This is a genomic window from Sagittula sp. (assembly GCF_052825245.1).
In genome coordinates this window covers 37,652-60,915 of the sequence record NZ_JBRBWD010000055.1, presented here as the reverse complement: position 1 = coordinate 60,915, position 23,264 = coordinate 37,652, and the positions used below count along the sequence as shown (strand labels likewise).

Annotated in this window: 20 protein-coding genes; 16 read left to right on the top strand and 4 right to left on the bottom strand. The window is 67.6% G+C overall.

Features of this window, described 5'->3' with window-relative positions; translation table 11 throughout:
* Window positions 1–4: 4 nt before the first annotated feature.
* Complete coding sequence (locus ACU0DV_RS22315; protein WP_446242960.1) at window positions 5–3,232, bottom strand: YhdP family protein; 3,228 nt, start codon at window positions 3,230–3,232, stop codon at window positions 5–7.
* A 141-nt stretch (window positions 3,233–3,373) separates the two neighbouring features.
* On the opposite strand from ACU0DV_RS22315, the gene ACU0DV_RS22310 reads away from it, so the two are divergent.
* The 10 genes from ACU0DV_RS22310 to ACU0DV_RS22265 all read left to right on the top strand — a co-directional run bounded on the left by ACU0DV_RS22310 (window position 3,374) and on the right by ACU0DV_RS22265 (window position 14,055).
* On the top strand, window positions 3,374–3,823 hold the full coding sequence (locus tag ACU0DV_RS22310) for a peroxiredoxin (RefSeq protein ID WP_446242959.1): 450 nt from the start codon (window positions 3,374–3,376) through the stop codon (window positions 3,821–3,823).
* A 137-nt stretch (window positions 3,824–3,960) separates the two neighbouring features.
* Window positions 3,961–4,785, top strand: a complete 825-nt coding sequence (locus ACU0DV_RS22305; protein ID WP_446242958.1) for a ferritin-like domain-containing protein — start codon at window positions 3,961–3,963, stop codon at window positions 4,783–4,785.
* Window positions 4,786–4,952: 167 nt separating this feature from the next.
* Window positions 4,953–6,263 carry a DUF5930 domain-containing protein gene (locus tag ACU0DV_RS22300; RefSeq protein WP_446242957.1) on the top strand — a complete coding sequence of 437 codons (1,311 nt, stop codon included), beginning with the start codon at window positions 4,953–4,955 and terminating at the stop codon, window positions 6,261–6,263.
* Window positions 6,253–6,774 carry a bactofilin family protein gene (locus ACU0DV_RS22295; RefSeq protein ID WP_100926890.1) on the top strand — a complete coding sequence of 174 codons (522 nt, stop codon included), beginning with the start codon at window positions 6,253–6,255 and terminating at the stop codon, window positions 6,772–6,774. Before ACU0DV_RS22300 ends, ACU0DV_RS22295 begins: the two co-directional genes overlap by 11 nt.
* A 90-nt stretch (window positions 6,775–6,864) precedes the next feature.
* Window positions 6,865–8,235 carry a hypothetical protein gene (locus ACU0DV_RS22290; RefSeq protein ID WP_446242956.1) on the top strand — a complete coding sequence of 457 codons (1,371 nt, stop codon included), beginning with the start codon at window positions 6,865–6,867 and terminating at the stop codon, window positions 8,233–8,235.
* Window positions 8,236–8,506: 271 nt separating this feature from the next.
* The gene (locus tag ACU0DV_RS22285) at window positions 8,507–10,111 is read left to right on the top strand and encodes a glucan biosynthesis protein (protein ID WP_446242955.1); all 1,605 of its coding nucleotides are present in this window, start codon (window positions 8,507–8,509) and stop codon (window positions 10,109–10,111) included.
* On the top strand, window positions 10,096–10,248 hold the full coding sequence (locus tag ACU0DV_RS22280) for a hypothetical protein (protein WP_157814878.1): 153 nt from the start codon (window positions 10,096–10,098) through the stop codon (window positions 10,246–10,248). Before ACU0DV_RS22285 ends, ACU0DV_RS22280 begins: the two co-directional genes overlap by 16 nt.
* Window positions 10,241–12,058 carry a glucans biosynthesis glucosyltransferase MdoH gene (gene mdoH / locus ACU0DV_RS22275; protein ID WP_446242954.1) on the top strand — a complete coding sequence of 606 codons (1,818 nt, stop codon included), beginning with the start codon at window positions 10,241–10,243 and terminating at the stop codon, window positions 12,056–12,058. Before ACU0DV_RS22280 ends, mdoH begins: the two co-directional genes overlap by 8 nt.
* A gap of 16 nt (window positions 12,059–12,074) precedes the next feature.
* Window positions 12,075–13,274: an OpgC family protein gene (locus tag ACU0DV_RS22270; protein WP_446242953.1), complete on the top strand. Its 1,200-nt coding sequence runs from the start codon at window positions 12,075–12,077 to the stop codon at window positions 13,272–13,274.
* 64 nt (window positions 13,275–13,338) lie between these two features.
* Complete coding sequence (locus ACU0DV_RS22265) at window positions 13,339–14,055, top strand: hydratase (RefSeq protein WP_446242952.1); 717 nt, start codon at window positions 13,339–13,341, stop codon at window positions 14,053–14,055.
* Here ACU0DV_RS22265 and ACU0DV_RS22260 read toward each other — a convergent pair.
* A complete protein-coding gene (locus ACU0DV_RS22260; RefSeq protein ID WP_100926895.1) occupies window positions 14,052–14,981 on the bottom strand; it encodes a LysR family transcriptional regulator in 930 nt (309 codons plus the stop codon). The genes ACU0DV_RS22265 and ACU0DV_RS22260 overlap by 4 nt on opposite strands.
* Before the next feature lie 128 nt (window positions 14,982–15,109).
* Between ACU0DV_RS22260 and hydA the strand changes: the two genes are divergently transcribed.
* From hydA to ACU0DV_RS22230, 6 genes are all read left to right on the top strand, one after another.
* Window positions 15,110–16,528, top strand: a complete 1,419-nt coding sequence (gene hydA / locus ACU0DV_RS22255) for a dihydropyrimidinase (RefSeq protein WP_446242951.1) — start codon at window positions 15,110–15,112, stop codon at window positions 16,526–16,528.
* Window positions 16,525–17,277, top strand: coding sequence for a maleate cis-trans isomerase family protein (locus ACU0DV_RS22250; RefSeq protein WP_446242950.1), 753 nt, complete (start codon window positions 16,525–16,527; stop codon window positions 17,275–17,277). The genes hydA and ACU0DV_RS22250 overlap by 4 nt, the downstream gene beginning before the upstream one ends.
* A 40-nt stretch (window positions 17,278–17,317) precedes the next feature.
* On the top strand, window positions 17,318–18,343 hold the full coding sequence (locus ACU0DV_RS22245; RefSeq protein ID WP_446242949.1) for a TRAP transporter substrate-binding protein: 1,026 nt from the start codon (window positions 17,318–17,320) through the stop codon (window positions 18,341–18,343).
* A gap of 65 nt (window positions 18,344–18,408) precedes the next feature.
* The gene (locus ACU0DV_RS22240; RefSeq protein ID WP_283983126.1) at window positions 18,409–18,963 is read left to right on the top strand and encodes a TRAP transporter small permease subunit; all 555 of its coding nucleotides are present in this window, start codon (window positions 18,409–18,411) and stop codon (window positions 18,961–18,963) included.
* A gap of 3 nt (window positions 18,964–18,966) precedes the next feature.
* Window positions 18,967–20,268: a TRAP transporter large permease gene (locus ACU0DV_RS22235; RefSeq protein WP_446242948.1), complete on the top strand. Its 1,302-nt coding sequence runs from the start codon at window positions 18,967–18,969 to the stop codon at window positions 20,266–20,268.
* Window positions 20,265–21,590 carry an amidase gene (locus tag ACU0DV_RS22230; protein ID WP_446242947.1) on the top strand — a complete coding sequence of 442 codons (1,326 nt, stop codon included), beginning with the start codon at window positions 20,265–20,267 and terminating at the stop codon, window positions 21,588–21,590. Before ACU0DV_RS22235 ends, ACU0DV_RS22230 begins: the two co-directional genes overlap by 4 nt.
* Before the next feature lie 25 nt (window positions 21,591–21,615).
* On the opposite strand, the gene ACU0DV_RS22225 is transcribed toward ACU0DV_RS22230, so the two are convergent.
* A complete protein-coding gene (locus tag ACU0DV_RS22225) occupies window positions 21,616–22,080 on the bottom strand; it encodes a RidA family protein (protein ID WP_446242946.1) in 465 nt (154 codons plus the stop codon).
* On the bottom strand, window positions 22,077–23,249 hold the full coding sequence (locus tag ACU0DV_RS22220; protein WP_446242945.1) for an amidase: 1,173 nt from the start codon (window positions 23,247–23,249) through the stop codon (window positions 22,077–22,079). The genes ACU0DV_RS22225 and ACU0DV_RS22220 overlap by 4 nt, the downstream gene beginning before the upstream one ends.
* Between the last annotated feature and the right edge of the window lie 15 nt (window positions 23,250–23,264).

The following is a 23,264-nucleotide window of genomic DNA, read 5'->3' as shown; positions in this document are numbered from 1 at the left end:
CCGCCTACTGCGACAGCTTCGGCGGCGGTCGGCGGAAAATGTCACGGAACATGCCCGGGGTGAAGACCGAGAGCGGATTGACCGCCACCCTCGGTGCGCCTGTCGTGCCCCGCAGGTTGAAGTTGAAGCCGATCAGCCCCTCTCCCTTGCGCGCGATCAGGCGGCCGATGGCGTTGACGGCGTAGATCGGCGAGAGCACGCCCTGGAAATCCATCTGTCCGCTGGCGAGGTCGTAATAGCCGTCCATCGAGATGCCCATCGACGGCCCCACCGCGCTCGATTCCGACACAATCACGCGGGAGGGCGTCAGCCGGAACCGCGCTTCCACGTCCGAAAAGAAGATCCCCGGCCCGTTCATCTGGTCGATGATGCCGACGATGCTGATTGCATCCAGAAGCGAGGCAATGGCCGGGGCCTTCTGCATCCGCGTCCCCTGTATGCGCATCAGCCCGTCGAAGCTGCCGGGCTGGCCGCTGACGGGGGCGAGGTCGAGGTTGAAGGTGCCGTCCTTCACCGTCTTCAGCAGCCCCGCCGCCTTCAGGATGTCGCCCGCGTCCTCGCCGCTGATCCGGAAGGCGCTGCCGCCTGCCTGCGGGATCACCTGCCCGGCCACCGGCGTGGCGCCGCCGAGTTGGCCGTCAAAGCGCCCCTCGAGCCCGCGCGCCAGGTCGAAGTTGCCGCGGAAGGCGCGCAGTTCGATGCTGTCGGTCACGCGCAGACTGTCGAGCGTCAGGGCCAGCGGACCGCCGCCCCCTCCACTGCCGCTTGTGCCGGAGGCGCCGAACGGCGCGCTGCGCAGGTCGACGCGGCCGGACGATATCTCGACCGCCGGGGCGCTGTTGCCGCCGCGCGCACGCAGGCGGCCCGACACGTCCAGCCAGTCGGCGACCGTCACCCGCGACAGGTCGAGCCTTTCGAAGGCACCGGACGTCGACAAAACCAGTTGCCCGGCCGCATCCATGCCGCCACCCTTCAGGGTCAGCTCGGCGTTCTGCAGCCCGGGCGACAGGTTGCCCGCGATGGTAAAGCGTCCCGTGGTGCCCGGCGCCAGCGACCAGCCGATCTGCGGGACGGCCAGCCCCAGCCCCGCCAGATCGCTTTCGAGTTCGAAGCGCGGCGGCGCGTTCGGCGGCAGATCGACCCGCAGCGCGCCCGTGCCCTGACCGCGCAACATGCCGTTCGGCAGCGAGACACCGAAATCCGCCAATGTCTTCGGACTGAGCGTGATGTCGGCCACGACCTCGGACCCACCGCCGCCGAAGGGCTGGGTCCAGCGCCCGTCGACCGGAACCCCGGACACGTTGGCCTGTCCCGCGATGGTGACGCCGCCGTTGTCGAGCTTCACCGACAGCCCGTCGCCGCGGATCGTCTTGCCCGGGATCGCCTTGGCGCTTTCGACGTCGCGGAGCGTCCCGGCGAAGGCCAGATCGATATCGTCGAAGGTCAGCCCGTCCGCCAGCGGCAGGACCAGCCGACCGCTGGCCGCGATCCGGCCGTCAGCAAGGGTCGCGTCCCGCCCGACCTTGCGCAGCACCCGCCACTGGTCGTTGTCGATATAGGCCAGCACCGCGCCCACCGGCCCGTCGATCTTCAGGTCGACCTCGCCCATCGAGGGCTTCTCCTTCAGGTCGGGGATGGTGAAGACCGAGCCGCCCACGTCGACGGTGCCCCGGTCCGTCACGATGTGACCTTCGTCGACCCGCAGGCCCAGCCGCCGCTGGTGAATGGTCAGCCGCCCGCGCCCGTCCTCGATCGGCGGCAGGCTGGGCGCCACGCCGACCAGCGCATCCTCGAACGACAGGTCGAAGAAGGTGGTGGGATGCTCTGCCCCGGCCTCCGCACGCAGGGCAAAGCTCGCATCGAAAAGCCTGCCTCCACGGACGTTGCGTCCGACCCAGTCGCGGGTCTGCGGCACGAGCTGGCCGGGCCAGAAGGCCATGACCTGCTCCGGCACCGTCTCGGCCACACGCGCATCGAGCGACATGCTCCACCCGGCGCGCGTCGCCTCCAGCCACCCGCGCGCGCTGATCGGCAGGGTCGGATCGGTGATCCGGAGGGAGCCCAGGTCGACACGAAACGGGTTGAGCTGCAGGCGGAAAGCGGTCTGCGCGCCCTCGACCATGACGGGCCGGTCCATCACAGCGCTTTGCGCGACCTCGACGTCATCGAGCCTGAACTGCGCCGTCAGCCCGGGCGGCAGGCCACCCTCCGGCGCCTCGTCCAGCATCGTGGTGCCCGAGGCGCGGACCCGCCCCATGGCAGACTCCACCCGGATCTCCTCGAAGCGCATCAGGCGTTCGTCGGGCACGTAGGTGAAGGCGGTGCGCGCGCCCTCAAAGGGGATCGGCCGCGCCTCCCGGTTGGGTTGCAGGACACCCTTGCCGATTTCCAGCGTGGCGCGCATTTCGCCAAGCGCGCCATCCGGTGCAAGGGTGGATTGCAGCGAGCCGGAGATCGGTGCCTCCAGCGCGTCCATCCATGCCAGCGCCGGGCTTTGCGTGGCGATATCGCCGGAGTCGAGATCCTGAAGGTTCATCCCGAAATCGAGCGATGTGTCGCCGATCCGGCTTTCGGCGCCGAGGGCGACGGTGGCGACGCCTGCCCCGCCCGACAGCAGCGCCACGTCGCCTGTCAGCTTCAGCGTGCCGTCTTCGCGCGTCAGCCGCAGCCGCCCGCCGTCCGCCGTCCAGCCGCGCCGGGCGCGCAGGTCCTCGTAGCGCAGGGTCAGGCTGTCCGCCTCGAAAAGGTCGAGCTTCGCAAGCCGCGGGTCCAGGGCGATGGCGTCGATCCGGGCGATGATCTGCGCGAGGTCTGGCACCTGTGTGCCCTCGGCAAAGGCATCCCCCAACGCGAGCCCCAGCTTGCCGTTGCGGTCGCGCTGCAATGTGACGAAGGCGCCGGAGACCTGCGCCTCCCGCAGTTCCCATTCGCGCCTGAGGAACGACACAGGTGCCACGCCCGCCTCGATATCCGACAACTGCGCCACGAGGACGCCCTGTTCGTTGGTGACCGTGACGTCCCACAACACGATCCGCGCCAGCCCCGTCTCGGTGATCAAGAGGCTCATTCGACCGAAGTCGATGGAGATGCCCTGCAGGTTCTCGGCGATCCGAGTCTCGATCCTCTCGCGCAGCCATGCGGGCGCATCGACCGGACGGCCCAGCATCGCCCAGATACCGCCGCCCAGACCCGCCACCAGCGCCAGCATCACACCGGCGCACCACAGCAGCACCTTCCGCCGCCGCCCCCGGGGGGCATCCGATTTTTCTGTTGCCTGCTGCATGCTCACTGGAAGACCGGCCTCGGTGCCATATGCTTGGGGTGTGTGGCCCTATGTGCCAACCATAAACGAAATCATTCCGGGAAGACACGCATGTCCGAAACAGCCCCCACCTTCACCCTGCCCGCCACCTCCGGCGAGGTGTCCTCCGACGCGCTGGCAGGCACGCCCTACGTGCTGTTCTTCTATCCGCGCGACGACACCTCCGGGTGCACGAAGGAGAACGAGGCCTTCACCGCGCTCCTGCCCGAGTTCGAGGCGGCGGGTGTGAAGGTGTTCGGGATCTCGAAGGATTCCATCGCCAGCCACGAGAAGTTCATGAAGAAGAAGGCGCTGACCGTGCCGCTGATCTCCGACGAAGAGGGCGACCTGTCCGAGCGTTACGGCGTGTGGAAGGAAAAATCCATGTACGGCAAGACCTTCATGGGCATCGAACGCTCCACCTTCCTGGTTGGTGCGGACGGCGCCATCGTGAAGGAATGGCGCAAGGTGAAGGTCCCCGGACACGCCGAGGAAGTGCTGGAGGCCGCGCGCGCCCTCTGACATCGGGGCCTCAGGCTTTGACAGACGGTCGGGCGGCGGCATGTCCCTTGCCCGACTGATACGCGGCCCGCACGAATTGCCCTTGCACGGTAAGAGGGGCGTTGTCCGGGCCGTCCGGGCATGGCAAACGGCGGGCCATGATGACACTTTCGGAAATGGCGGTGGATGTTCTGACCACCGCGGACGGTCGGCAGAAAACCGCGAAATCCCGCGCCTACGCCGCGGAGTGGTTCGCCGCGCGCGCCGCCGGGACGCCCATTGCCATCGGTCGCGCCGAGCCGCCTTTGCGTCCCGCCCGCCCCGACCGGCCCGAACTCCTTGATCCCCGTGACGTGCCCAAACGCAAGCCCGGCAGCCCGCAGGGCCGTATCGCGCTGCTGCACGCTGTGGCCCATATCGAGCTGAACGCCGTCGATCTGCACTGGGACATCATTCCGCGCTTCGCCGACACGCCGATGCCCACGGGCTTCTACGACGACTGGGTAAAGGCGGCCGACGAGGAATCGAAGCACTTCAACCTGATGTGCGACTGCCTCGAGGAGCTGGGCTCGCACTATGGCGCCCTGCCCGCCCACGCCGGGATGTGGCGCGCCGCCGAGGACACCGTGGCCGACTTCATGGGGCGGCTCGCGGTCGTGCCGATGGTGCTGGAGGCCCGTGGCCTGGACGTGACGCCTGGCATGATCGAGATCTTCCGCAAGGCCGGCGCGATCTCTGCCGTCGCCGCACTGGAAACGATCTATGCCGAGGAGGTCGGTCACGTCGCCTATGGCTCGAAGTGGTTCCACTTCCTGTGCGGCCGTCACGACCGGGACCCGAAGGACGCCTTCCACACGCTCGTCAGGACGTACTTCCACGGCGCGCTCAAGCCGCCGTTCAACGATGAAAAACGCGCCGAAGCCGGTCTTCCCCCTGATTTTTATTGGCCTCTCGCCGAAAACATCCCCAAGAGAACCCCTTGATCCGTCTAGGAATCGGCGAATTCTTGCCGGTTTGGCCGAGTTCCGCGCACGATACAGGTCGCCCAGCCCAAATTTGTTGCACGCCCGTGATGCCCCCGGTAAGCCCGAAAGCGAGGCTGGGTTGGGGGACCGAGGCTTCGAAATGGGGACAATATAGGGACGGTCAGGTGCGAACACGTCTGGCAATAAAGACACATGCAATTCTAGAGCGCTTCTTTCCGGAGCGCCGACTCTTCCTCCGATCGGACAACGACACCCGATTCATCCGACTGAAATCCAGCACACAGGCCATCGCCTTTCTCGGCACCGCGCTCGTGATCAGCTGGACGACCATCGCGACCGCCATCCTGCTGATGGACTCCATCGGCGCCGGGAACTTCCGGGAGCAGGCGAAACGCGAACAGATCACCTACCAGCAACGGCTCAACGCCCTGTCGGCGGAACGCGACAACCGCGCCTCCGAAGCGCTGGCCGCGCAGAACCGGTTCAACGCCGCTCTGAAGCAGATCTCCTCCATGCAGACCGAACTGCTGGAGTCCGAGACCCGGCGCCGCGAACTGGAAACCGGCATCGACGTCATCCAGACGACCCTGCGCGACACCATGAAGGCGCGCGAGAGCGTGTCCGACCAGCTCGCCGCGCTCGAAGAGCAGATCCAGGGCGGTTCGGTGGCTGTGTCCGGCACCTCGCAGGAAGACAACACGCTCGACATCCTGTCCGACGCGCTGGCCCGCACCGCGGCCGAGCGTGACCAGGTGATCGCCGACGCACAGGACGCACTGATCCGCGCCTCCGAGATGCAGGCCCAGATCGAGATGATGGAAGAGAAGAACGACACGATCTTCCGCCAGCTCGAAGATGCCATGACCGTTTCCGTCAAGCCGCTCGACAAGATGTTCGAGAAGGCCGGCATGGACCCCGACCGCATCCTCAACCAGGTGCGCAAGGGCTACACCGGCCAGGGCGGCCCGCTGACGCCGCTGTCCTTCTCCACCATGGGTCAGGAGCCTTCGGGCGACACGATGCGCGCCAACAGCATCCTGAACCAGATGGACCGCCTGAACCTCTACCGCATCGCCGCGCAGAAGGCCCCCTTCGCCACGCCGCTGAAGGACCCGTTCCGCTTCACTTCGGGCTTCGGCTACCGCTGGGGCCGCCTGCACGCGGGCACCGATTTCGCGGCGCCGCACGGCACGCCGATCTATTCGACAGCCGATGGCGTCGTGGTCCACGCGGACTGGTCTTCGGGCTACGGTCGACTGGTCAAGATCCAGCATGAATTCGGCATCGAAACCCGCTATGCGCACATGTCGAAAATTCGGGTGAAGACCGGTCAAAGGGTCTCGCGCGGGCAGCGGATCGGTGATATGGGGAACACTGGACGGTCGACCGGGACCCACCTGCACTACGAGGTCCGTGTCGGCGGCAAACCCGTCAATCCCATGATCTATATCAAGGCTGCGAACGATGTTTTCTAAAAGCAAAATCAACGAACCCGGTCCCGGCAGCGATGCCGCGGCAAAACCCAGCGTTCCCGAGTCTGCGAAACCGTCCACCGGCGATTTCAAGCCCTCCGCTCCGAAGCCGAAGCCGCCGGCCTCCGTGCTGTCCCCGGACCTGCACGTAACAGGCAACATCAAGACCACCGGCGACATCCAGGTCGAGGGCACGGTCGAGGGCGACATCCGCGCCCACCTGCTGACCATCGGCGAAAGCGCCACCATCAAGGGTGAGGTCGTCGCAGACGACGTCGTCGTGAACGGTCGCATCGTCGGTCGCGTCCGCGGCCTGAAGGTCCGCCTGACCGCCACCGCGCGTGTCGAGGGCGACATAATCCACAAGACCATCGCGATCGAATCCGGTGCCCACTTCGAGGGTTCGGTGCAGCGCCAGGACGATCCGCTGAACGGCGGCAAGGCCCGCCCGATCGGCCAGGCCACCGCACAGGCCACGGCGATTCCGCCGCAGACCGGCGGCCAGCAGGGCTGACGCAAGCCACAGAAATTCCGGAAAAGGCCTCGCCAAAAGCTGGGCCTTTTGCTTTTCTGGACCGGACGATTACCGGAACGGACCTATTCAATGCCCAGACTTCTTGCCGCCCTTTTGATCACCCTCCTGCCGTCCGCCAGCATGGCCGCGACCCTCGCCCTGACCGACGATCCCGAATTCGGCTGCCTCGTGACCCTCGACGGCCCGATTGCTCCGGGCGACACCGAAACGTTCCTGTCGCTCATCAAACAGGCGTCCACCAATTCCCGCCACGCCGACCTGATCTGGTACACCGAATACGATGACGGCACACCGCCGGACATCGACCTCAAGGTGCCGTTGAACCTGTGCCTGAACAGCCCCGGCGGCGCGCTGACCGAGGCCATGAAGCTGACCGACGCGGTGCACGGCAGGCTGGGCACGATGGTGCGGCCCGGCGCGCGGTGCGAAAGCGCCTGCGCCCTCGTCTTCATGGCCGGCTCCTACGACACGGGCAGCGACATCGGCTATATCACCAGCCGCCACCTGCACGTCGACGGCAAGCTGGGCTTTCACGCGCCAAGCCTCTCGGTGCCGGAGGGCAGCTACGATGCGGCCTCCGTCGCGCGGGCTTACCAGGTGTCCGTCGCCGCCACGGCCAAGATCTTCCGCAACCTGGTGAACTACCGCTTTGCGCCCTCGCTCGCCGCGCGGATGCACGAGACGCCGCCGGAACAGATGTTCTACGTTTCCACCGTCCGCGAGGCCGCGCGCTGGGGCATTTCGGTGGTGGGTGTCGATACGCCCTCTGCCATCTCCGACGCGGTGATCCGCACCGCTTGCGGGAACCTCTATCGCCGCACCAGGGACCAGCTGAACAGTGACCCCGACTCGTGGAGCCGCAACGGCCACAACGGCGCGCCGGTGGACCGCCCCGAGCGCGAGACCTTCACCTACACCAACTTCGGGATGGAGGCGCTCGGCACCTGCGAGGGCCGGTTCCTCGACCCGGGCGACGAGTACAACCTTGCCCGCACATGGTGGCCCGTCAGCAGCGTCGTGCAGAATGCCACCTGGGCCACCGCCGCCTTCCCCGACGCCCAGCCGACGCTGTTCTTCTCGTTCCTGCAGTCGTTCATGGCCTGGCCCGGCGAGGTGCCGCTGGCCGCCCTGCCCCGCAACGGTCAGGCGATCGAGATGACGCAGCCCGGCAACTGCTTCGTCTACGACTCCAGCGACAGGCTGATCGACCGGGAGCCCTGCACCCGCATCCAGAGGGCCGAACCGGACGGGCGGCTGGTGTCGCTGCACGACTGGCCGTCCGGTGCGCGCACCGTGATCGAACTGGAGGGCGGCATCCGGCGGATCAACGGCGGCGAAGCCTACGCCTGGTACTGGCCCGAACCGAAACCGCAGGGCGCCGGTGAGACCTGCACGCAGAACACATCGTCCGGCAACTCCTTCTGTTTCCATCTGGACTGAGTCGCACCGCGGCGGCGGGCAAGACGCGCCAGTTGCCCCAGCGGCAGGACGAGTCGCATGCCCCTTTCGAGGGGCACGTTCGCGTTTCAGTTGCGCTCGAAATGCAAGCAGGTTCCCTCAGGACGCATGTTTTCGGGACGTTTTTTGCCGCGATGCGGCGGAATTGCGCGCAACTCGTTGCCCGGCGCAAAAATGCGGCGTTTCGGCGCTTGAAAAACCGCTCGCGGAAAGCAACCTAGGCTCGACAATACAGAGGCGACGCCGCAAACATATGCCCGCAACTTACCGTAATGCTGTAACTTCTTCGTTCCTCACCCGCAGGACCCTGTTCGCTCAGACCTTCGCCGCGGCCATGCTTGCCGCTTGCCGCGGCGCAGCACAGGCAGAGCCCGAGAGCAGCCCCGAACCGGAGGCCGAAGGCGCCCCCTTCTCCTTCGACTGGCTGGCCGACCGGCAGCGCGAGAGCGCCGGGCGCGAATGGGTTCCTCCTCCCGTTCTGGATGAGGAGGTGTCGGGTCTCGACTACGACGCCTACCGCCAGATCCAGTTCCGCCCGGACCACGCCCGCTGGTCCGGCCCGAAGTCACGCGTCGTGCTGCACGGCTACCATCCGGGCTGGCTGTTCGACCGCCCCGTGCGCCTGAACGAGATCGTCGACGGCACCGCGCGCCCGATGCGCTTCACCGGCGGCGACTTCCGCTACGGCGAGAACGTCGCTCAGCGCTTTCCCGACGACTTCGAGTTTCCGGGCGTCGCGGGCTTCCGCCTGAACGCGCCGGTGAACTCGCCCGACCGCTTCGACGAGGTCGTGTCTTTCCTTGGCGCGAGCTACTTCCGCGCGCTCGGCAAGGGCAACGTTTATGGCCTCAGCGCCCGCGGTCTGGCGCTCAACACCGCCATCGGCGGCGAAGAGGAATTCCCCTTCTTCTCGGAGTTCTGGATCGAGCGTCCCGAACCGGGCACCTCGCACGTGGTCTTTTACGCCGCGCTGGAAAGCCCCTCGGTCGCCGGCGCCTACCGCTTTGCCATCACGCCGGGCGAGACCACGACGATCGACGTGGAACAACGCCTGTTCTTCCGCAACGACGTGCGCCAGCTCGGTATCGCGCCGCTGACCTCCATGTTCCTGTTTGCGCCGAACGACGTGGGCCCGTTCCACGACTACCGCGAACGGGTGCACGACAGCGAGGCGCTGATCGTAGATACCAGCGACCACCGCTTTTTCCGTCCGCTCAGCAACCCGGAGACGCTGGCAAACTCCTATGTCGGGGCAAACGCGCCGACTGCCTTCGGCCTCGTGCAGCGCAACCGTGCCTTCGAGGATTACCTCGACGCCCACGCTTACTACGAAAAGCGTCCCTCGCTCATCGTGGAGCCGGTGGGCGACTGGGGCCGCGGCGCGGTCCGGCTGATCGAGATCCCGACCGACCTGGAAAGCAACGACAACATCGTGGCCTTCTGGGTGCCGGAGGCCGAGGTGCAGGCCGGAGACGCACGGGAGTTCTCCTACCGCCTTCACTGGGGCATGGCGCCGCTCGGCAGCGATACACAGTATGCCCGTGTTTTGCGCACTTTGACCGGTTTTGGCGGCGTAGCAGGCATAAATCCGCAGAAGGATCGGCAAAAATTCGTCATCGACTTCGATGCGGAACGAATGACGGAACTCGACGACGACACGCCTGTTGAGGAAGTGGTTTCCGCGGTCAACGGCGAGATCGTGGAAACCATTCTGGAACGCCTCGAGGAGCCGCACCTCTGGCGACTGGTGATCGAGGTCCGCGCAACAGGGCCTCAACCGGTCGAACTCAAGGCCGACCTTCAACAGGGTAATCGCCGTCTGACGGAAACATGGTTGTACCAATGGAAGAAAAACTGATGGGCCGGTCCGAAACTCAGGACATGTTCGGACTGCCGCCGAACGCGCCGCTCGACATGCCATCTCAGGTTCTGGAACGCAGCCGGCCGCGCTACGTTCCTCTGCTGTCGCGCTGGCTGATGTGGCGCAATGCCTGACCGGAGCGCCGTCCGTCCGGACGCCCCGACGGTTCTCGTCCGCACGCTGGCCCTGACCTTCACCTTCGGTGCGGCGGCTTTTGCCGCGACGCTGATGGCCGACGCCGCGATCAGCGACGGTGTGCAGGCGCTCGACCTCGCGCGCATCGCGCTGATCTTCGTCACCACGCTGTGGCTGGCGTGGGGCGCGGTGCAGGCGCTTGTCGGCCTGCCCCGGTTGCGGCGCCGCATCGACATGGATTCCCTGCCGAAGCCCACCGCGCCCACGGTCGTGCTCCTGCCGATCTGCAACGAGGACCCCGAGGCCGCCGCCAACCGCATCCGTGCGATGATGCGCTCGTGCATGTTCGCCGAGGTAAAGGTCGACTTCGCGATCCTGTCGGACACCCGCGATCCCAAGGCGCAACTGAAGGAGCGCGCGGCCTTTGCCGACCTGCTCCAGCCGCGCGACGACGGGCTGCGCGTGTTCTATCGCCTGCGCGAGAACAACCACGGCCGCAAGGCCGGCAACGTCGAGGAGTTCATCCGCCGTTTCGGGGGCGCCTACGAATTCGCGGTGATCCTCGATGCCGACAGCCTCATGGAGGGTGCCACCATCGGGCACCTGATTTCGCGCATGATGGCGGACCCGCGCCTTGGCCTTCTGCAGACGCTGCCGAAGGTGATCGGCGCCTCGTCGCTGTTCGGACGGGCGATGCAGTTCGCCGCCAGCTTTCACGCGCCGGTCTTTGCGCGCGGCCTGCAGCGGATGCAGGGCGGCACCGGGCCGTTCTGGGGGCACAATGCCATCGTGCGCGTACGCGCCCTCGCCCAGTGCTGCGGTCTGCCCGTGCTGCGCGGCACGCCGCCCTTCGGCGGTGTCATCCTGAGCCACGATTACGTCGAGGCGGCGCTTCTGGCGCGCGGCGGCTGGCGGGTCGAACTCGACAGCACCATTCCCGGCTCTTACGAGGAAGGCCCGGACAACATCGTGGCCTTTGCCCGCCGCGACCGCCGCTGGTGCCAGGGCAACCTGCAGCACATGCGGCTGGTCGGCGCGCCGGGCCTTCTGGGGTGGAGCCGCTTCGTCTTTGTTCAGGGCATCGCATCCTACCTCGTGCCGCTGCTCTGGGCCGCGTTCCTCGTGACCTCCGTCGCCGCGACCGCGACCGCGCCCCTGCCGGACTACTTCCCGGAACCGCACCAGCTTTTCCCGGTCTTCCCCGACGACCGCACGCGCGAGATCGTGGCGCTGGCCATCGGGATCATCGGCCTCCTTTTGCTGCCCAAGTTCGGCATCCTGCTGCACGCGGCGCTCGACCGCCGGACGCGCGATTTCGGCGGCACCGCACGCTCCGCTGCCTCAGTCACGACAGAGATCCTGCTTTCCTCGCTGCTGGCGCCGGTCATGCTGATGTACCAGACCCGCGCGGTTGTGCAGGTGCTGTCCGGTCAGGACGGCGGCTGGCCCGCGAACCAGCGCGGCGAGGGGCGGCTGTCCCTGCTCGACGCATGGCGCGCCTCCGGCTGGATCGCGCTTTGCGGACTGGCCGCCCTTCTGGCCGCCACCTACCTCGCCCCTGCGCTGACCGTGTGGCTCCTGCCGGTGACCGTGCCGATGATCGGTGCGCCGCTCCTGCTGGCCTCGACGTCTCACCCGGTCGGCCGCAGCGTCTTCCTCACCCCCGAGGAAACCGCCCCCGCGCCCGTGATCGCCGCCTTCCGGGTCCTGAGCGAGCGCGCGCGGACCGACCGCGCCCAAGACACCGCGGCAGAGCAGACCTCTGACGCCAACCCCGAGACGTCCGATGTCCCCGTCCGCGCAACCTGACCGCAAGATCGTCCCCATGCCCGCACGGCCCGGCCCCGCGCCGAAGGAGCGCGATCCGCGGATCGACTTCTTTCGTGGCGTCGCGCTGATGATGATCCTCATCAACCACATGCCCGGCAACCCGTGGGAGGCGATCACCAACCGCGAGCTCGGCTTTTCCGACGCGGCAGAGGCGTTCTTTGTCATGTCCGGCATCGCGGCGGGCATCGCCTATTCCCCTGCCATCGCCCGCTGGCTCGACGGCAAGGGCGGGCTGCGCGCGGCGCTGACGCCGATGTGGCGACGGGCATGGACGCTGTACCTTGTGCAGATCCTGCTGACGGTCATCGCGCTCGGCCTCTTTGCCTGGGCGGCGGACACCTTCCTGCTGTCGAAGTTCAGGACGATGCACAATCTGGGCCTGATCTACTCCGACACGCGGGCGGCGCTGACCGGCATTCCGATCCTCGGCTACCAGATCGGCTACGTGAACATCCTGCCCACCTACATCGTCCTGATGATGGCCGGGCCGCTGATCCTCGCCGCCGCGATCCGCTGGCCGTGGCAGACGCTGACCGCCTCTGTCGCGCTGTGGTGGGTCGCCGGTGCCTACCGGCTGAACATCCCCAACCATCCGGGCGGCGGCGGCTGGTTTCTGTCGCCGCTGTCATGGCAGCTGATCTTCCTCGTCGGGCTAATGATCGGCCACCGGCACCGGCGCGGAGAGCGGATGGTCCCGGTCAACCGCACCCTGTTCTACGCCGCGCTGTTCTTCGTGGTCTTCGCCTTCGCGTGGCGGCATGTTCCGGCCCTCGGATCCTTCATGAACCACAAGATGGCACAGCTCAGCAGCCTTGGCGCGCCGTACCACATCACGACGCACAACAAGACGCTGCTGGCCGCGCCGCGCCTGCTGCATGTGCTGGCGATGCTCTATGTCCTGTCCTGCCTGCCCGTGGTGCGCAGCATTGCCGCGCATACGGCATCGGCGCCGCTGCGGCTTCTGGGGCAGCATGGTCTGCTGGTCTTTGCGATCGGCACAGTGCTGGCGCTGATCGGGCAGATCCTGATGGATGTCGAACCGAATGTCGCATGGCTGCCTTGGATGCTGCCGCCGCTCGCTGCGCTGATCTCCTACGCGGCGGTGCGGATCGCCATCTGGGGTACCGTGCCGCGCAGCCCGACGCCGGACCGGGCGGCCACGGTCCCGGCGGCGCCGATGCGGGATCTCGCCTGAAACCGGCTTGCATGGGCGCGGTTGCCGCACGAGAGTGACGCAAACCGCGCCCGGAGCCTGACCGATGACCACCACCGAAGCCTATGCCGCCGCCCTCACCGGGGCGCACACCTCGCGACAGCGGGCGGACGCCAGCGCGCTTCCCGCGCCCACCTACGAAGAGGCGCTGGCCATCCAGTCCCTCGTGATGCCGGCCCTCGGCGCGGTCAGCGGCTTCAAGGTCGGGGACCGTGTCGACGGCCCGCCAGTCATTGCACCGATCCCGGCCAGCCGGACGCTCGCTTCGGGGGCGGTGGTTCCGGTCATCGACCTTCTCGGCATCGAGCTTGAGATCGGGTTCGAATGCCTGACCGACGACGCACCTGACCTCAGGAACCCCGCGCAAAGCTTCCGCCCGCGGATCGTTCTCGAACTGGTGGACACCCGCCTGACGGGCCGCGAGCTCGATCCGATGACCAAGCTGGCGGACATGCAGATCAACGCGGGCCTGATCCTCGGCCCGGCGCTGGAGAATTGGGACGGCAGCGACTTTTCCACCGTCAACGCGCGGCTCATCTGCAACGACCGCACGGTGATCGACGGGCCTGCGACGGTGCCCGGCGGCTCCGCCCTCGCCAACCTCGCGCTGTTCTGCGCACATGTGGGCCGGCATTGCGGCGGGCTGCACAAGGGGCAGACCGTCATCACCGGCTCGCTCTCCGGTCTCGAGTATTTTCCCGCCGGGACGAAGGTGCTCGGGCACATCGACGGCTTCGGCGGCATCGGCTGCACCCTCGGCTAGGTGTCCTCGCGCGCCTCCGCCAGCAGACCGCCTGTCCGCTCGACCAGGTACTCCGCCACCAGCCGCGCCGCCCGCGACAGCGCCCGCCGCGCATCGATCACGACGGAGATCGTCGGCGGCACCAGCCCCTTGTCCTTCAGCGGCAGGAACAGCAGATCGCCGCTGCGCAGCTCCGGCAGCACGTCGAGTTCGGAGGTGATCATCGCCACATCGCCCCTGAGCAGTGCACGTTTCAGCACCTGAAGCGAGTTCGACGCCAGCACCGGCACGTTCTCTGCGAAAAACCAGGCGTGGCGGTTGTCCATGTATTGCCGGATCGGCAGCCGCGCGCTTTGCGACACCAGCGCATGGCCCGACAGCTTGGCGAGCGAGACCTCCGCCTCCACCGCGAGGGGATGTTCCGGCGCGACGATACAGCCGAAGCGCAGCTTGTCGGTCCACAATACGTGCTGATGGCGCAGGCGCGGCATGTCGAAGGCGATGGCGACCTCCACCGCGCCCTCGTCCAGTTGCCGCGCCGCCTGTGACGGCGGCACGATGTCGAGGTTCAGGCGCAGCTGCGGGTGCTCTTCCCTCAGCCAGACGTGCAGGTCCTCGAGGACGCCGTTCGCCATGCTGTCCATCGCGGCAAGCCGCACGCTGCCGCGTTCCTGTCCGCGCATCTCCTGCAGGTCGGTTTCCAGCCGCTCGGCATCCGACCGCCAGCGGCGCGCCATGACGACGACCGCCTCTCCGGCGGCTGTGGGGCGCATGCCGCGCGGCAGGCGTTCGAACAGCGGCGCGCGGTTGGCCTCTTCCAGCGCCTTGATGTGCCGGTCGATGGCCGAAGCGGCGATTCCCAGGGCGCGCGATGCGGCCTGCACCGATCCGTGTTCGGCAACTGCCTCAACATACAGCAAAGGGCGCGGAACGAGATGCATTTTCATGCGAATACCCGAATTATCCATTCTCAATTCGAGAACGGAAACTCACACATTTTGTCATGGATGGCAATTCAAACCGTCGCTAGCCTTGGGGTCGACGGTTCGGCCCGCCAACAGAAAGACCACGCAACATGCAAGACAACGCCCCCCACAGCCAGACCCATGACACGGTGATAAAAGGTGCGCGCGTCGTGACCTCCGGCGCGGTGACGGAATGCGAGATCGGCATCGTCGCGGGGCGGATCGTAACGCTGGGCAGCGGGCTGTCGGGGCGCGAGGTCATCGACGCCACCGGCCTGATCGCCATGCCCGGCGGCATCGACAGCCACGTACATATCTCGCAGCCCTCCGGACCGGGTGTCGAGATGGCGGATGACTTCGCCTCCGCCACGCGCTCCGCCGCCTGCGGCGGGAACACCACGGTCATGCCCTTCTGCCTCGCGACCGAAGGCCAGACCCTGCGCGAAGCCGTGGCCGCCTACATGGCGAAGGCCGAAGGCCAGTGCCTGACCGACGTGTCCTTCCACCTGATCGTGACAAAGGCCGACCCGGTGACGCTTGGTCAGGACCTGCCCGCGCTGATCGCCGAGGGGATGACCAGCTTCAAGGTCTTCATGACCTACCAAGGCATGCGCCTGACCGATGCGGAGATCCTGCAGGTCATGGACGTGGCCCGCGAACAGGGCGCGCTGACCCTGGTGCACGCCGAGAACGAGGACGCCATCGAGTTCCTGCGCGACAAGGCGGAGCGCACGGGCCAGACCTCTCCGGTCAACCACGCCCGCACACGCCCTGTCCCTGTCGAACGCGAAGCCACCCACCGCGCCACCACGCTGGCCGAGGTGGCGGGCGTGCCGGTGATGATCGTGCATGTCTCGAACGGTGCCGCGCTTGAAGAGATCCAACGCGCAAGGGCCCGCGGCGTGCGCGTGCTGGCAGAGACCTGCCCGCAGTACATCACCCTGACCGCCGACGATCTGGACCGCGCGGGGTTCGAGGGGGCGAAGTGGGTCTGCTCTCCGCCGCCGCGCGACACCGCCGAACAGGCGGCGATCTGGACCGGGCTGACCTCCGGCGCCTTCGACGTCTTTTCCTCCGACCATTGCCCGTTCCGCTTCGACGACAGCCACGGCAAGGATGTGCCCGGCGCGCGCAAGTCCTTCCGCAACATCCCGAACGGCATTCCGGGCGTGGAAACGCGCCTGCCGATCCTGTTCTCCGAAGGCGTCAGCAAGGGCCGCATCAGCCTGCAGACCTTCGCCGCGCTGACCGCAACCAACCACGCCCGCATCTACGGGCTGGAACACAAGGGCAGCATCGCCATCGGCATGGACGCCGACATCGTGCTCTGGGATCCGTCGATGACCCGCACCATCACGCAGGACATCCTGCACCACGGCGCCGACTACACGCCTTGGGAGGGCTTCGAGGTGACGGGCTGGCCCGTGCGCACCATCCTGCGCGGGCAGACTGTCACGCAGAACGGCGAACCCGTGGGCCAGCCCACAGGCCATCACGTCGCCCGCGCCAAGCCGGAGGTCGCGGCATGAGCTTCGATCCCGTCGACGGCATCCGCATCGGGATGCTCACGCCGTCCTCCAATACCGTGCTGGAACCCTACACCTCGGCGATGTTCGCGCCGTTTGGCGACGCCGCCACCGCGCACTTCGGCCGCTTCCGGGTGGTCGAGATCTCCATGTCGGAGGCGTCGCAGTCGCAGTTCACACTCGAACCGATCCTCGAAGCCGCCGAGCGGCTGGCGGAGGCGAAACCCCACCTGATCGCATGGAACGGCACCTCGGCCTCGTGGCTGGGGCTGGAGAAGGACCGCGCCCTCTGCGCCGCCATCACCGAGCGGACAGGCGTGCCCGCCACCTCCACGATCCTCGCCTACGACACGCTCTTCAGGGCGATGAATGTCCGGCGGCTTGGTGTCGTCACGCCGTATATCGAGGACATCGAGACCCGGATGATCGCGAACTATGCCGCACAGGGGATCGAGGTCACCGCCACCCGGCGGCTCGACGACAAGGGCAACTACAGCTTCGCCACCTACCCGGCGGCCCAGGTCGGCGCCATGGTCGAGGAGGTCGCGGCCTCTGAACCGGACGCCATCGCCATCGTCTGCACCAACTTCCGCGGCGCCCCCGAAGCGGCGCGCATCGAAGAAGCCACCGGCATCCCGGTGCTCGATTCCGTCGCCGTCACGGCGGCGCACTGCCTGCGCGAGACCGGGCTGGACCCGTCGCGCGTCACCGGATGGGGGAGCGTCTTCGCACGTTTCGCAGCCCTGTCCTGAACACCGAACGACACGACAAAGACCCACCAAGGAGACACCCATGATCCGAACGATCGCAACCTGCGCCGCGGCGCTGGCCGTCCTCGCCGTGCCTGCGTCCGCCGAAACCCTGCGCGTGATGGGCCAGCCCGTCGCCACCGGCCTCATCCAGAAAAACGTCGAACAGCCGTTCTTCGAGAACTTCGCCGAGGAAACCGGCCTCGACGGCTTCACCGCCGATTACCAACCGGTCGACGTCACCGGCATCAAGGACACCGAGCAGCTGCGCATCCTCAAGGACGGCCTGTTCGACATCGTCTCGCTGCGCCTGTCGCAGGTCAGCCGCGACGAACCCACAATCCTCGGCCTCGACCTCGTCGGCCTGAACCCCGACTACGAAACCGGCAAGAAGACGGTCGAAGCCTTCGCCCCCGTGGTCGACGCCCGCCTGCAGGAGAAGTTCAACACCAAGCTGCTGGGCGTCTGGCCGTTCGGTCCGCAGGTGCTGTTCTGCGAGCCCGAGATCGGCTCGCTGGCCGACCTCAAGGGTCTGAAGGTACGCGTCTACGACCAGAACCTGGCAGAGTTCATCAGCCTCGTCGGCGGCACGCCCGTCCCGCTCAGCTTCCCCGAGGTGCAGCAGTCGCTGGCCCGCGGCGTGGTCGACTGCGCCATCACCGGCCCGTCCTCTGCCAATTCCGCCGGCTGGCCGGAAGTGACTTCCTACACCCTGCCGATTGCCTTCCAGCTTGCGATGAACGGCTACGGCATCAACCTCGACACATGGAACAAGATGACGCCCGAGCAGCAGGACAAGCTGCAGGCGGGCTTCGACAAGCTGTCCGACAAGATCTGGGCCTACTCCGAGGAGCTGTTCGACGACGCAGTGAACTGCAACACCGGCGCCGAGCCCTGCGAGACCGGCACCTCCTACGACCTGAAGCTGGTGGAACCGACCGCCGCCGACAAGGAACTGGTGGGCACCGCCGTGCCGAACGTCTCCTTCCCGGCGTGGAAAGAGGTCTGCGACGCCACCAACCCGGGCTGCTCGGACGCGTGGACCGCCGCCACCGGCCAGAGCATGTAATTCCCCCGATGCCTCCGGGCCGGCGACGGCCCGGGGGCGCCCTTCCCCTCGCCCGGAGACACCGAATGGACCGCCTTGCCACATGGATCAGCCGCCTGTTCGGATGGGCGCTCCTGTTCCTGTCTGCCTTCGTCGCGCTGGAAACGGTGCTGCGCAAGGTCTTCAACACCTCCCTTCAGGGTGCCGACGAGCTGGGCGGATACGTCCTCGCCCTCGGGGCCGCTCTGTCCTTCATCGTCGCCATGGCCGACCGCGCACACATCCGCATCGACGTGCTGCACGCGCGCTTCCCGGTAAAGGTGCAGGCCGCGCTCGACTGGCTGTCGGTGCTGTCGCTCGGCATCCTTGGGCTCTTCTTCCTCTATGTCGGCTGGTTCGTCATCGCCGACACGCTCGACTACGGATCTACCGCAGCGACGCCCTGGCGCACGCCGCTGATCTGGCCGCAGTCCGCATGGTACGCGGGCCTCGCGGTCTTTGCGCTCTGCTCCTTCGTCCTCGCAGGCCGCGCGACCCGGCTGTTCCTCACCGGACGCCATGCCCAGCTTGCCGCCGAATTCAACCCGACCTCCGCCGAAGAGGAGCTTTCCGAAGAGCTCCAGCAGCTTCAGGACCGCTGACACATGGGTATTCTCGACATCCTCGTGGGCTTCATCGTGATGATGGGCCTGCTTCTGGCCGGGCTGCCGGTCGCCACCGTGATGGTTGCAATAGGCGTCGCAGGCGGCATGATCCTTTACGGACCCGTCCTGCTGAAAAGCATGGGGCCGGTGCTCTGGGGCACCTCGAACGAGCCGGTTCTGACCGCCATTCCGCTGTTCATCCTGCTGGGGGAACTGCTGCTGCGCTCGGGCCTTGCCGACCGCATGTATGGCACGCTGGCGCTCTGGCTCGGGCGGTTGCCGGGCGGCCTTTTGCATACCAACATCGGCTGCTGTTCGCTGTTCGCCGCGACCTCCGGCTCTTCCGTCGCCACGGCCGCGACCGTGGGCACCGTCGCCCTGCCCGCGCTCACCGAACGCCGCTACCGCCCCTCCCGCGCGCTGGGGTCGCTGGCGGCGGGCGGCACGCTGGGCATCCTCATCCCGCCGTCGGTCAACCTCCTGGTCTACGGCTCGCTGGCCAGCGTCTCCGTCGGACAGCTCTTCATCGCGGGCATCGTGCCCGGCATCCTGCTGACGCTCCTGTTCATGGTCTTCATCGCCGCGCAGGACATCCTGTCGCCCGGCGGCGCCTTCGAGGACGCGCACGTACCCTGGGCGGTGAAGATCCGCGCGCTGAAGAACCTCGTGCCCGCTGCCACCGTCTTTGCCATCGTCATGGGTTCCATCTACCTCGGCATCGCCACACCGACCGAAAGCGCCGCGCTGGCCGTTCTGACCGCACTCGGTTTCGTCGCGGCGGAGGGCAAGCTGACCCGCGAGTTCCTCGATGTCTGCTTTCGCAAGACCGCGCGCACCACCGGCATGATCCTCATGATCATCGTCGCCGCCTTCACCCTGAACGTGACGCTTGCGCTTGGCGGCGTGACCCGGGTGATGACGGTCTGGGTCGACAGCCTCGGTCTCACGCCGGTAGAGTTGCTTTTCGCGCTTATGCTGTTCTACGTGATCCTCGGGATGTTCATGGACGTGCTGTCCATGCAGGTTCTGACGATCCCCATCGTCGTGCCGATCGTCACCGCGGCGGGCATCGACCCGGTCTGGTTCGGCATCTTCGTGGTGCTCATGTGCGAACTGGGCATGATCACCCCGCCGGTGGGCATGAACCTCTACGTCGTGCAGGGCGTCCGGAACGACAAGGGCCCCTTCACCGACGTGGTCACCGGCGCCGTGCCCTATGCCGCGCTCATGCTGCTCTTCACCTCGGCCCTGATCCTTTGGCCCTCCATCGCAACCTGGCTTCCCGATGCGGTCGGACGATGAGCCTCGACAGCATGAAGACCCTGCCCGATGCCACCGCCCTCATCGACGTCTTCGGCAACGGCACCAGCGACCCTGTCGAGGTGATCGAACGCCACCTCGACACCATCGCTCAACGCGAACCCGAACTGAACGCCTTCTCGGCCCGCGCCACCGATGTGCGCGACCTGGCCCGCGCCGCCCGCGACCGCTGGCAGGCGGGCACACCCCTTGGTCCGCTCGACGGCGTGCCGGTGATCGTGAAGGACAACCTCGTGTCCGCAGGTCTTCCGGCGGCATGGGGCAATCCGGAGCTCCGGCGCCGCGTGCCCGAACATGACGAGAAGCCGGTCGCCGCCCTGCGCGCCGCCGGGGCCATCGTCCTCGGCAAGGGCAACACGCCGGAGTTTGCCGTCGAAGGCTACACCGCCAATGCAGCCTTCGGCGTGACCCGCAATCCGTTCGACCCGGCACTGACGCCCGGCGGTTCGTCCGGCGGGGTGGTCGCGGCCGTCGCGTCCGGCATGGCGGTTGCCGGGATCGGCACGGACGGCGGCGGCTCCATCCGGCGACCCGCGGGCTACACCGGCCTCTGGGGGCTGAAGCCCGGGATCGGCAGCGTGCCGCGCGGCAACGGGCTGCCGCAGGTCCTGCTCGATTTCGAGACGGTTGGCCCGATCACCCGCTCCGCCCGCGACCTCGCGCTGTTCCACGGCGTCCTTGCCGGGCGCCCGGTCCGGCACGTGACCCGACCCGCCCGCATCCTCGCGGTCGGGCGCATCGCCGACGCCCCCTGCGACGCATCCATCCGCGCGGCCTTTGCCGAGACAATGGACCGGCTGCGTGCCCTGGGCCACGAGGTCACCGAAAGCCCGCTGCCCCTCGACCTCGATCCGCTGAACGAGGTCTGGTCGGGACTGGCGGAGATCGGCCTCGCCCATCTGGCCTGGCGCGACCCCGCGGTGATGGAAGCCGCCGCAGATAAGTACAAGGCCATGGCGGCGCGCGGCGCGCAGGTCTCTGCCGTCCAGCTCTACGAGGCGCTGACCCGGGTCTTCGCCCTGCGCGAGGAGGTCCGCGACCTCTGGGGGCATGACGCAGTGCTGATGCCGACCGCCGCCGCCCCGCCATGGCCCGCGACGGAGGTCTACCCGGACACCATCGACGGCCAGCCCGCCGGACCGCGCGGCCACGCCGTCTATACCGGCTGGGTCAATGCGTCCGGCCTGCCCGCCATGGCCTTCCCGGCGGGGCGTGCAAACGGCCTGCCCATAGGGATGCAACTGGTCGGGCGCCACGGCGGCGAGGACCTGCTGCTCAGCATTGCCGCCACGCTCGACGCCTGAGCGCGTCGGGCGCGCCAGCCGAAAATCAGGTCAGCTCGATCACCGCATCGACCTCCACCAGAGCCTTCGCCGGGAGGGAGGACACGTTGACCGCGGTGCGCGCATGGCGGCCCGCATCGCCGTAGAGATCGATGAAGAGCTGCGAGGCGCCGTTCACGATCATCGGCCCCTCGCCGAAATCCGGCGGCGCCGCGACGAAGCCGCCCAGCCGGACGACCTCCTTCACCCGGCTGAGCGACCCGGCGACCTTCTTGATGCAGAACAGCAGGTTCAGCGCGCACATCCGTGCCGCTGCCTGCCCTTCGGCCATGTCGAACCCCTCGCCCACCGGCCCGAAGTATTTCGGCTGACCTTCCCACTCGCAGATCTGGCCGGACAGGAACAGCAGGTTGCCGGTGATCTTGCCCGGCAGGAACAATGCGCGCGACGGTGCGGAGGGCGGGAGTTCCAGCCCCATCTCCGCCAGCTTCGCCTCGATAGGGCAGCTCATGCCGGCACCGCGGTCAGCGCCATGGCCGCCCGGATCAGCGACAGGTCCGAGCCGCGCGGCCCGATCAGCGAGACGCCGTAGGGCGCGCCGTCGACCTTGCCCGCGGGCATCACCACCTGCGGAAGGCCCGCCAGTCCCGCCACGCACAGAAGCCGCATCGCGTCGTGCCGGAAGCCGTCGAAGACCTCGACCGGCGCATCCAGCCGGAACGGCGCGTCATGCACGACCGGCGCCAGCAGGACCCCTTCGGCGCCGAGCAGCCGGTCCATCGACGCGGTGAAGGCTGCGCGGGCGGTGCGGGCGACCTCGGCCTCCGCCTCTGTCAGGGCTTCGGCTGCATCGGCGCGCCCGTCGATGCCGCGCACCAGCGGCATGCCAGAGGAACGGATGAACGGCACCACGTCGACCTTCGCGTCCGCCGACATGGTGGCGAGGAAGGTCTTGTAGGTCGCCTCCACCCCTTCCGGGAAGACCGTAACCTCCGCCGCCTCCAGCCCGCCGAAGGCCGCCTCGTAGACCACCCGCTGCTCCGGCCCCAGTTGCGCCAGCATGTCCACGGGCCGCATCAGGCGCGGCGCTTCCGGCAGGGGTGCCGTGTCCTCCATCAGGACCGACATGGCCCGCAGGAGCGTTTGACCGTCGCGCGCGAAGAGCCCGCAGGTGTCGTAGCTAGACGCCAGTTTCTGCACCGCCTCCAGCGAGATCACGCCATGCGTCGGCCGGATGCCCCAGATCCCGCAGAAGCTGGCGGGGGCGCGCACCGATCCGCCGGTGTCCGATCCCACGGCGATGTCGCACAGCCCCGCGGCCACCGCCACAGCAGATCCCGAAGACGACCCCCCCGGGATGCGGTCAGGTGCCGCCGGGTTCACCGGCGTGCCGAAATGCGCGTTCATGCCGTACATCGACCACGCCAGTTCGTCGGTATGGGTCTTGCCGACAAAGGCAGCGCCGGCCTCCAGCAGGGCCTCCACCGCCGGGGCGTTCGCCTGCTTGACCTCGCTCATGGCGAGTGCTGTCGGACAGCCCGACCCGGTGCGGTAGCCCGCCACGTCGTAGATGTCCTTCACGCCCAGCGTGAGCCCCGCCAGAGGTCCGCCCCCGGCAGAGGCCACGCGCACCGGCGGGTAAGGCATGAAGCAGCGGAAGGGGTCTTTGTCGATCAGCATGTGGTTTCCGGTCTT

Bases quoted from the DNA above. Each gene is read 5' to 3' on its own strand.
- ACU0DV_RS22310 (WP_446242959.1), top strand. From the start codon at position 3,374: ATGTCCGAAACAGCCCCCACCTTCACCCTGCCCGCCACCTCCGGCGAG.
- ACU0DV_RS22305 (WP_446242958.1), top strand. From the start codon at position 3,961: ATGATGACACTTTCGGAAATGGCGGTGGATGTTCTGACCACCGCGGAC.
- ACU0DV_RS22295 (WP_100926890.1), top strand. From the start codon at position 6,253: ATGTTTTCTAAAAGCAAAATCAACGAACCCGGTCCCGGCAGCGATGCC.
- ACU0DV_RS22290 (WP_446242956.1), top strand. From the start codon at position 6,865: ATGCCCAGACTTCTTGCCGCCCTTTTGATCACCCTCCTGCCGTCCGCC.
- ACU0DV_RS22285 (WP_446242955.1), top strand. From the start codon at position 8,507: ATGCCCGCAACTTACCGTAATGCTGTAACTTCTTCGTTCCTCACCCGC.
- ACU0DV_RS22280 (WP_157814878.1), top strand. From the start codon at position 10,096: ATGGAAGAAAAACTGATGGGCCGGTCCGAAACTCAGGACATGTTCGGA.
- mdoH (WP_446242954.1), top strand. From the start codon at position 10,241: ATGCCTGACCGGAGCGCCGTCCGTCCGGACGCCCCGACGGTTCTCGTC.
- ACU0DV_RS22270 (WP_446242953.1), top strand. From the start codon at position 12,075: ATGCCCGCACGGCCCGGCCCCGCGCCGAAGGAGCGCGATCCGCGGATC.
- ACU0DV_RS22265 (WP_446242952.1), top strand. From the start codon at position 13,339: ATGACCACCACCGAAGCCTATGCCGCCGCCCTCACCGGGGCGCACACC.
- ACU0DV_RS22260 (WP_100926895.1), bottom strand. From the start codon at position 14,981: ATGAAAATGCATCTCGTTCCGCGCCCTTTGCTGTATGTTGAGGCAGTT.
- hydA (WP_446242951.1), top strand. From the start codon at position 15,110: ATGCAAGACAACGCCCCCCACAGCCAGACCCATGACACGGTGATAAAA.
- ACU0DV_RS22250 (WP_446242950.1), top strand. From the start codon at position 16,525: ATGAGCTTCGATCCCGTCGACGGCATCCGCATCGGGATGCTCACGCCG.
- ACU0DV_RS22245 (WP_446242949.1), top strand. From the start codon at position 17,318: ATGATCCGAACGATCGCAACCTGCGCCGCGGCGCTGGCCGTCCTCGCC.
- ACU0DV_RS22240 (WP_283983126.1), top strand. From the start codon at position 18,409: ATGGACCGCCTTGCCACATGGATCAGCCGCCTGTTCGGATGGGCGCTC.
- ACU0DV_RS22235 (WP_446242948.1), top strand. From the start codon at position 18,967: ATGGGTATTCTCGACATCCTCGTGGGCTTCATCGTGATGATGGGCCTG.
- ACU0DV_RS22230 (WP_446242947.1), top strand. From the start codon at position 20,265: ATGAGCCTCGACAGCATGAAGACCCTGCCCGATGCCACCGCCCTCATC.
- ACU0DV_RS22225 (WP_446242946.1), bottom strand. From the start codon at position 22,080: ATGAGCTGCCCTATCGAGGCGAAGCTGGCGGAGATGGGGCTGGAACTC.
- ACU0DV_RS22220 (WP_446242945.1), bottom strand. From the start codon at position 23,249: ATGCTGATCGACAAAGACCCCTTCCGCTGCTTCATGCCTTACCCGCCG.